Annotated in this window: 10 protein-coding genes and 1 pseudogene; 4 read left to right on the top strand and 7 right to left on the bottom strand. The window is 69.4% G+C overall.

What is annotated here, in order from left to right; translation table 11 throughout:
• From BLP62_RS12905 to folP, 3 genes are all read right to left on the bottom strand, one after another.
• Nucleotides 1-257 (bottom strand): helix-turn-helix domain-containing protein (locus tag BLP62_RS12905; protein ID WP_143004376.1); only part of this gene is annotated, 257 nt, incomplete at its 3' end.
• Between the two features lie 98 nt (nt 258-355).
• Nucleotides 356-712, bottom strand: coding sequence for a dihydroneopterin aldolase (gene folB / locus BLP62_RS12900; RefSeq protein WP_093008696.1), 357 nt, complete (start codon nt 710-712; stop codon nt 356-358).
• Between the two features lie 9 nt (nt 713-721).
• Nucleotides 722-1,552 carry a dihydropteroate synthase gene (gene folP, locus BLP62_RS12895; RefSeq protein WP_093008695.1) on the bottom strand — a complete coding sequence of 277 codons (831 nt, stop codon included), beginning with the start codon at nt 1,550-1,552 and terminating at the stop codon, nt 722-724.
• A 32-nt stretch (nt 1,553-1,584) separates the two neighbouring features.
• Here folP and BLP62_RS12890 point away from each other — a divergent pair, with 32 nt between their 5' ends.
• From BLP62_RS12890 to BLP62_RS12875, 4 genes are read left to right on the top strand one after another with little or no spacing between them, the layout of a single operon-like run.
• Complete coding sequence (locus BLP62_RS12890; protein ID WP_093008694.1) at nt 1,585-2,418, top strand: universal stress protein; 834 nt, start codon at nt 1,585-1,587, stop codon at nt 2,416-2,418.
• 10 nt (nt 2,419-2,428) lie between these two features.
• Nucleotides 2,429-3,637 (top strand): MFS transporter, encoded by a 1,209-nt coding sequence (locus tag BLP62_RS12885; protein ID WP_093008693.1) that lies wholly within the window; start codon nt 2,429-2,431, stop codon nt 3,635-3,637.
• Nucleotides 3,638-3,652: 15 nt separating this feature from the next.
• A complete protein-coding gene (moaC, locus tag BLP62_RS12880; protein WP_093008692.1) occupies nt 3,653-4,141 on the top strand; it encodes a cyclic pyranopterin monophosphate synthase MoaC in 489 nt (162 codons plus the stop codon).
• A 9-nt stretch (nt 4,142-4,150) separates the two neighbouring features.
• Complete coding sequence (locus BLP62_RS12875) at nt 4,151-4,483, top strand: NifB/NifX family molybdenum-iron cluster-binding protein (RefSeq protein ID WP_093008691.1); 333 nt, start codon at nt 4,151-4,153, stop codon at nt 4,481-4,483.
• On the opposite strand, the gene BLP62_RS14465 is transcribed toward BLP62_RS12875, so the two are convergent.
• The 4 genes and pseudogenes from BLP62_RS14465 to BLP62_RS12855 form a co-directional block, all read right to left on the bottom strand.
• Complete coding sequence (locus BLP62_RS14465) at nt 4,458-5,354, bottom strand: hypothetical protein (protein ID WP_093008690.1); 897 nt, start codon at nt 5,352-5,354, stop codon at nt 4,458-4,460. The genes BLP62_RS12875 and BLP62_RS14465 overlap by 26 nt on opposite strands.
• An 81-nt stretch (nt 5,355-5,435) precedes the next feature.
• Nucleotides 5,436-5,864 carry a c-type cytochrome gene (locus BLP62_RS12865; RefSeq protein ID WP_093008689.1) on the bottom strand — a complete coding sequence of 143 codons (429 nt, stop codon included), beginning with the start codon at nt 5,862-5,864 and terminating at the stop codon, nt 5,436-5,438.
• A 28-nt stretch (nt 5,865-5,892) separates the two neighbouring features.
• Nucleotides 5,893-6,153, bottom strand: a pseudogene (locus tag BLP62_RS12860) (radical SAM/SPASM domain-containing protein); the annotation flags it as partial.
• The coding region (locus tag BLP62_RS12855; protein WP_176758176.1) for a transposase at nt 6,146-6,466 on the bottom strand (321 nt) is incomplete at its 5' end. The pseudogene BLP62_RS12860 and the gene BLP62_RS12855, both read right to left, overlap by 8 nt.

The raw sequence follows: 6,466 nt of genomic DNA, 5'->3' as shown, positions 1-6,466 counted from the left end.
GGACGTCTTGACCGAGGCTTAAGACCGGCAAGGCCCTCTTCCTTGAGGCGTTTCCGCCAGCGGTAATAGGTGGCCCGGCTGATCCCCAAAAGCTCCTGGATCTCGGGCCAGCCCATCCGGTATTTCCTGAGCGCCTCCACCTGTTTGAGCTTCCGTAAGCGGTCCTGAACCGTGGGATCGCCGGCCCCGGCCTCTTGGAGTTCCCGGGCCTTCCGCGCTCCCCGCAAAACCTCTTTGCCAACCGTGGTAAGCTGCATCCGTGGGGACCCCCTCTCTTCTGGAGTGGTCCCCACATTTTTACTCGTCCAGTCTCACATGTGTCTGTCCGGGTTCAGATGAAGAAAGAAAATGCGCTCTAGGAGCGCCCTTTTTGCGTTTCCGCGTACACGTCGCGGAAAACCCCGGGGATGGGGGCGTGGGGCTTGTGGACCCGTACCCTCACCGCCTGGAGCCGGGGAAAGGCCTTCAAAAGCTCCTCCGCCAGGTGGTCCGCCAGGGCCTCAATGAGGTAGAAGCGGCGGTGGCGCACCGCCTCCTCCACCAGGGCGTAGACCGCGGCGTAGTCCACGGTCTCCTCAAGGCGGTCCCCCTTGCCCTCAAAGGCCACGGTGAGCCAGAGGTCCACCACGAAGCGGGCCCCAAGCCGCCCCTCCTCGGGCATGACCCCGTGGCGGCCGTAGAACTCCAGGCCCAAAAGGGCGATCTCCCCCATGCCTACCCCCTAGCCCCCCTGAAAGGCGGAAAGGGCGTCCCACACCGCCAGGGCCTCCCGGTGGGCTTTGACGTCGTGGACCCGGAGGATCCGCGCCCCCTTGAGGGCGGCGTAGAGGTGGGCGGCCACGGAGCCTATGACCCGCTCCCTGGGGGCCTCCACCCCGGTGAGCTCCCCGATGGTGCGCTTGCGGGAAAGCCCCACCAAGACCGGGTGGCCCAGGGCCACGATCTCCTCCAGGCGCTTAAGGAGGGCGAGGTTGTGCTCTAGGAGTTTGCCGAAGCCAAACCCCGGGTCCAGCACCACCTGGGGCACCCCGGCCCTTAGGGCCCGCTCCGCCTGGGCCTGGAGGAAGGCCTTCACCTCGGCCACCACGTCCTGGTAGCGGGCGTGGGCCATCATGGTGGCGGGGTCGGGCACGGGCATGTGCATGACCACCGCGGCCACCCCGTACCGGGCGGCCAGGGCCACCATCCGCTCGTCCCGAAGCCCGGTGACGTCGTTCAGGAGGTGGGCTCCAAGCTTTAGGGCCTCCTCGGCCACCTCGGGCTTGCGGGTGTCCACGCTCACCGGCACCCCGAGCTCCAAGACCGCCTCGAGGACGGGAAGAAGCCGCCGCTTCTCCTCCTCCACGGGCACAGGCGCCGCCCCGGGCCGGGTGGACTCCGCCCCCAGGTCCAGAAGGTCCGCCCCTTCCGCCACCAGGGCCTTGGCCCTTTGTAGGGCCTTTTCCGGCTCCAGGTAGAGGCCGCCGTCGGAGAAGGAGTCGGGGGTGAGGTTGAGGATCCCCATGAGCCGGGGTTTGGAGAGGTCCAGGGCGCGGTCCCTAAGCCACAGCACGCCAGGATTATAGTGGAGCCAGGAGGTGAAGCATGCGCCTCTTGGCGGCGGTGGACCTGGGAAGCTCCCTTGAGGCCCTGGTGGAAAGCGCCCGTTTCCTGCAAGGAGGCCTGGGGGTGCCCGCCCAGGTCCTTCACGTGGTGCCCTCGCCCTACTGGGAAGACCTCGCCCGGCGCTTCCCCCACCTGGCCCCCCAGGTGGAAGAGCTTTTGCGCCTCGCCAGGGCCGAGGTGGAAAAGGCCTTGGGCGCCACGGGCCTCCCCGTCCAGGTCCTCAGGGGGTTTCCCGCCCAGGTGGTGGCGGCGGAGGCCTTGAAGAGCAAGCTGGTCCTCCTGGGCCGGGGCGGGGAGGTGCCCCTCGAGGCCCTGGCCAAGGGGGGGCTCGCCCGCTACCTCCTCCACCGGGGGGAGGTGCCCGTCCTCCTTCTGCCCAGGGCCCTCGCCGGGGTGCGCCGCATCGCCGTGGGCCTGGACGAAAGCCCCGCGAGCCTCGCCGCCTTCCGGGTGGCCGAGGCCTGGGGCCGGGCCCTGGGGGCGGAGGTCCTGGGCCTCCACCTGGTGAGCGGGCACGGGGGGTGTTGCTTCCCCACCTACCTGGACCCGGGGAAGCTTTCCGTCCCGGAAGTCCTGGAAAGGGCCAAGGCCCACCTGGAAGCCCTCCTCAAGGCCACGGGGGCGGTGGAGGTCTCCTGGGGCGAAGCGGAGGAAGACCTCCTGCGCCTCGCCGAGGCCCGGGGGGCGGACCTCTTGGTCTTGGGCTCCAAGGCCAGGAGCACCTGGCGGCACCGCCTGGGGCGGATGGTGGAGGTCCTCGTCCTCCGGAGCCCCCTGCCCCTTCTCGTGGTTCCCGAGGCCGCGGTCTGGTAAGGTGAGGCCCATGCGCCACGGGCCCGGGTGGTTCCTCGCCCTCTCCGCCTACTGGTTCGCCACCAGCTTCAAGTGGTTCCTGGTCCTCCTGGTCCTCCTCCCGGCCAAGGTGGCCGAGCTTTCCCCCCCGGAGGAGAAGGCCACCCGCCTCGGCTTCCTCTTCGGCCTGGGGGCGGTGATGGCCATCCTGGGCCCGCCCCTCATGGGCTACCTTTCGGACCGCCTGGGAAGGCGCAGGCCCTTCCTCGTCCTGGGGAGCCTCCTCACCGCCTTGGCCCTCCTCCTTTTGGTCCACGCCCCAAGCTACGGGGCGCTCCTGTTGGCCTACCTCCTCCTGCAGCTCGCCGACGACCTGGCCACCGGCCCTTACTCCGCCCTCATCCCCGACCTGGTGCCCCGGGGGGAAAGGGGGCAGGCCTCGGGGTACATGGGGGTCTTGCAGGTCTTGGGGCAGGTTCTGGGGGGACTGGTGGGCTTCCTCCTGCCCCTAGGGCCCCAGGCCTACCTGGCCGCCCTGCTCAACCTCATAGGGGCCGCCCTCAGCCTGCCCCTGGTGCCGGACCGCCTGCCCGCGGCCACTCCCCGCCCCTTCCTCGCCGCCTTGGCTGCCCCTTGGCGGGACCGGGACTTCCGCCTCGTCTACCTCACCCGCTTCCTGGTGATGCTGGGCTTTTACCTGGCCCAGACCTACCTCCAGTACTTCCTGGCCGACGCGGTGAGGGTTTTCGCCGCCCTGGGGCGCGTGCTGGCGGAGGAGCCCTTCCAGGCCGTGGCCCTTCTGGGCCTCCTCATCTCCTTGGGGGCGGCCCTGGCCAGCGTGCCCGCGGGGAAGGCTTCGGACCGCCTGGGCCGCAAACCCCTCATCTACCTCTCGGGGGCCGGGCTTGGGCTTCTGATGCCCTTCCTCCTCCTCTTCCCCCGCTACGACGTCCTCCTCTTCCTCTCCCTCCTCTTCGGGGTCTTCTACGGGGTGTACCTGGCGGTGGACTGGGCTTTGGTCTCCGACATCCTCCAAGACCCCAAGGCCCACGCCACGGACATGGGCCTCTGGCAGACCTCCATCGTGGTGCCCCAGGTGCTGGCCGGGGCCTTCGGCCGCCCCTTGGACCTCCTGAACGCCCGGGAGTCCGGCTTGGGCTACGGGGTGCTCTTCCTCCTGGCGGGGGGGTTCTTCCTCCTGGGGGCGTTTTTGGTGGCGGGCATCCGCCGGGCCCGGTAGGCCTACACTAAGGCCATGGACCTCACCCACTTCAAAGACGGCAGGCCCCACATGGTGGACGTCACGGGGAAGCCCGCCACCTTCCGCACCGCCACCGCCGAGGCCTTCGTGGAGCTCACGGAGGAGGCCCTAAAGGCCTTGGAGGAAGGGGGGGTGGGGAAGGGGGACCCCCTCGCCGTGGCCCAGCTTGCGGGGATCATGGCCGCCAAGAAAACCGCGGACCTCATCCCCCTCTGTCACCCCTTGCCCCTCACGGGGGTGGAGGTGCGGGTGGAGCTGGAACGGGAAAGGAGACGGGTGCGTATAGAGGCCACGGCCAAGACCAAGGCGGAGACCGGGGTGGAGATGGAGGCCCTCACCGCCTGCGCCGTGGCGGCCCTCACCGTGTACGACATGCTCAAGGCGGCCTCCAAGGGGCTTGTGATCTCCCAGGTCCGCCTCCTCCACAAGGCGGGGGGCAAGAGCGGGGAGTGGCGGCGGGAGCAGGGTACCCCCGGGGTGTAAGCTGAGGGCATGCGCCTGGCCATAGCCCTCGCCAAGCAGGACGAGACCAAGGTGTACCCCGGTCCCTTCGGCCACGCCCCCCGCTTCGCCGTCTACGAGGTGGCCGAGGACGGGGAGTTCCGCCTGGTGGAGGTGCGGGAGAACCCCTACGCCGCCATGGAGGGAGGGGAGAAGCACCAGAGGATGCGGGAGCTCCTCAAGGACGTGGACCTGAGGGTGGGGGCCCGCTTCGGCCACGGGGGCTCCATGGGGGCCTTTCCCATGGCGGACCGCCTCGAGGTGGGCCCGGTGAGCGTGGCCGAGGCCCTAAGGCGGGTCAGGGAAGGGCGAAATACCGCCTGAGGAGCTCCCGCTCCTCCGGGGGGAGGGGGGTGCGCTCCAAGTAGACCTCCACCCCCCGGCGCACCTCCTCGGGGGGCCGGCCCTGGGGCCAGGGGGCGGGAAGGGGGGAGGCCCCTCCTTGGCCCGCCGGGGAAAGGAGGCCTCCCTCCGGGCCCAGGGGGGAGGGGAGGGAGGCGAGGGGAAGGCCTTGGGAAACTTCCTCGAGGCCCGGGGAGCCCCCGCGCCCTTCCCCTGTTGGGGGCGGTCCCGCTTCCTTTGGGGAAGAAGGCTTCTCTGACGCCGCCCTGGCCTCCTTCCCCAGCGGGGAGAGACCGCCCTCCGGTCTACGGGGGCCCCCCGTTTCCTGAACCTCCCTTGCCTCCTCGCTTAGGGAGGGGGTCTGGGACGCGCTTTGCTCCCCCGCTTGGGTTTCCTTGGACTCTTTCGGGGCCTGCCCGGAGGTGGGGGTCTCTCTGCCCTGGGAGGCTTCCTGGGGCCCAGAGGGGGCTTCCCGGGAAGGGCCTCCCAAAAGGGGCCACGCCCCGCCATCCGGGGCCTTCCAGGCGGCCAGGGCCAAGGCCAGGAGCAGGACCAGGAGGTAGGCCAGGAGGAGGCCCAGGGGGAAGGGGGGCGGCTCCACCCGCACCCGCCTGGCCTCCTGCCAAAGCCGCTCTTCCCCGTAGGCCAGGGCCGTGGGGTAGGCGAGGCTTTGGCGGGCGATGGCCCTTAGGGCCTGGCCTTCCCAGAGCCCCGTGGGAAGCAGGAGGGCTAGAGGGGAGGCCAGGGCCCAAAGGGGGTGGAGGAGGCCCAAAAGGGCGAGCCCCAGGGCCAGGCCGAGCCGGTAGCGCCAGGCCAGGCGGCCTGCGTAGAGGCGGTGAAACCCGGGGCCCATAGGGCCATTATCCCCCCGGGGCGGCCCCCAAAAGGTGGCCCGGGGCCTTAAAGGCCCCGGGGGGGGAGGGAGTACACCGGTCTACTTGACCGGGGGACGGGACTTGAGGACGTCCTGCGGGGAAAGGGCCTTGGCCCGTTGCGCCTTCACCTCGGAGGCGCTGATGGGCTTGGCCTTGGACTTGGCGAAGGTGGTGAGGACGTGGTTTAGGAGGTCCGCCACCTCCTGGTCCCGGAGCTGGCGGAAGGGGGGCATGACGCCGTTGTAGGTGGTGCCCCCCACGGTCAAAGGCCCTTGGAGGCCGTAGAGGACCACCCGGATGAGGTACTCCCGGCCCCCCTTGGCCTGGACCACCTTGTCCAGGTGGGTGAGGGGTGGGAAGGCGCCGGGGAGGCCCTGGCCCGTGGCCTGATGGCAGCTTTGGCAGTTGGCCGAATAAAGCTTGGCCCCCGGGCTTTGCCCCAAGGCCAGGAGGCCCAGGAAGGCCAGGAGGGGCATCAGGCGTTTCATGGCCTAAGCATAGAGAGCGCCCGCCCCCTCAGGCTAGGGGCATTTGTCCTGAGGGGGTGTAGGCGCACCGGGGGTCGGCGGCCAGGTGGTCCCCGGTCTCGGCCCAGGCCCGGGCCCGGCTTCCCCCGCAAAGCCCCCGGTACTCGCAAACCCCGCATTTCCCCTTGAGGAGGGCTTTGTTGCGGAGTTCAAGGAAGAGGGAGCTATTCCGGTAGATCTCCAAGAGGGGCTGTTCCCGGATGTTCCCCGCGGAAAGAGGGAGGAACCCCGAGGGGGTCGTGTCAAGAGTTATGTGTAAGAGTCTGTGTACGGGGGGCATACCGCTCCTGAAGCATCTTCTCCAGCACCTCCTTCACCTCCGAGAACCCCTTTAGTTTCCGTTCTGCCCACCTCCCCTCTTGCCTCTCTGACTCCAGGTAAAGGAGCTTGTATACCGCCTCCGCCTTGGGAAACTTGTGGTCCCGCACCTTCGTCCCACGCCGCACTTCCCGGATAAACCGCTCCATCAGGTTGGTGCTCCGCAAGTACGGCCAAAGCACCTTGGGGTACCCGTAGAACCGCAGGAAGGCCCCCGAATCCTGTACCCAAAGCCCCACCACCCC

Origin of the sequence: Thermus arciformis (assembly GCF_900102145.1) — a bacterium.
In the GTDB taxonomy this organism is placed as follows: domain Bacteria; phylum Deinococcota; class Deinococci; order Deinococcales; family Thermaceae; genus Thermus; species Thermus arciformis.
The sequence above is the reverse complement of the archived record's forward strand: the minus strand, read 5'-3'. Positions and strand labels throughout refer to the sequence as shown.

Coding starts and splice junctions, on each gene's coding strand:
- BLP62_RS12875 (WP_093008691.1), top strand. CDS start 4,151: ATGCGCCTGGCCATAGCCCTCGCCAAGCAGGACGAGACCAAGGTGTAC.
- moaC (WP_093008692.1), top strand. CDS start 3,653: ATGGACCTCACCCACTTCAAAGACGGCAGGCCCCACATGGTGGACGTC.
- folB (WP_093008696.1), bottom strand. CDS start 712: ATGGGGGAGATCGCCCTTTTGGGCCTGGAGTTCTACGGCCGCCACGGG.
- BLP62_RS14465 (WP_093008690.1), bottom strand. CDS start 5,354: ATGGGCCCCGGGTTTCACCGCCTCTACGCAGGCCGCCTGGCCTGGCGC.
- BLP62_RS12865 (WP_093008689.1), bottom strand. CDS start 5,864: ATGAAACGCCTGATGCCCCTCCTGGCCTTCCTGGGCCTCCTGGCCTTG.
- BLP62_RS12885 (WP_093008693.1), top strand. CDS start 2,429: ATGCGCCACGGGCCCGGGTGGTTCCTCGCCCTCTCCGCCTACTGGTTC.
- BLP62_RS12890 (WP_093008694.1), top strand. CDS start 1,585: ATGCGCCTCTTGGCGGCGGTGGACCTGGGAAGCTCCCTTGAGGCCCTG.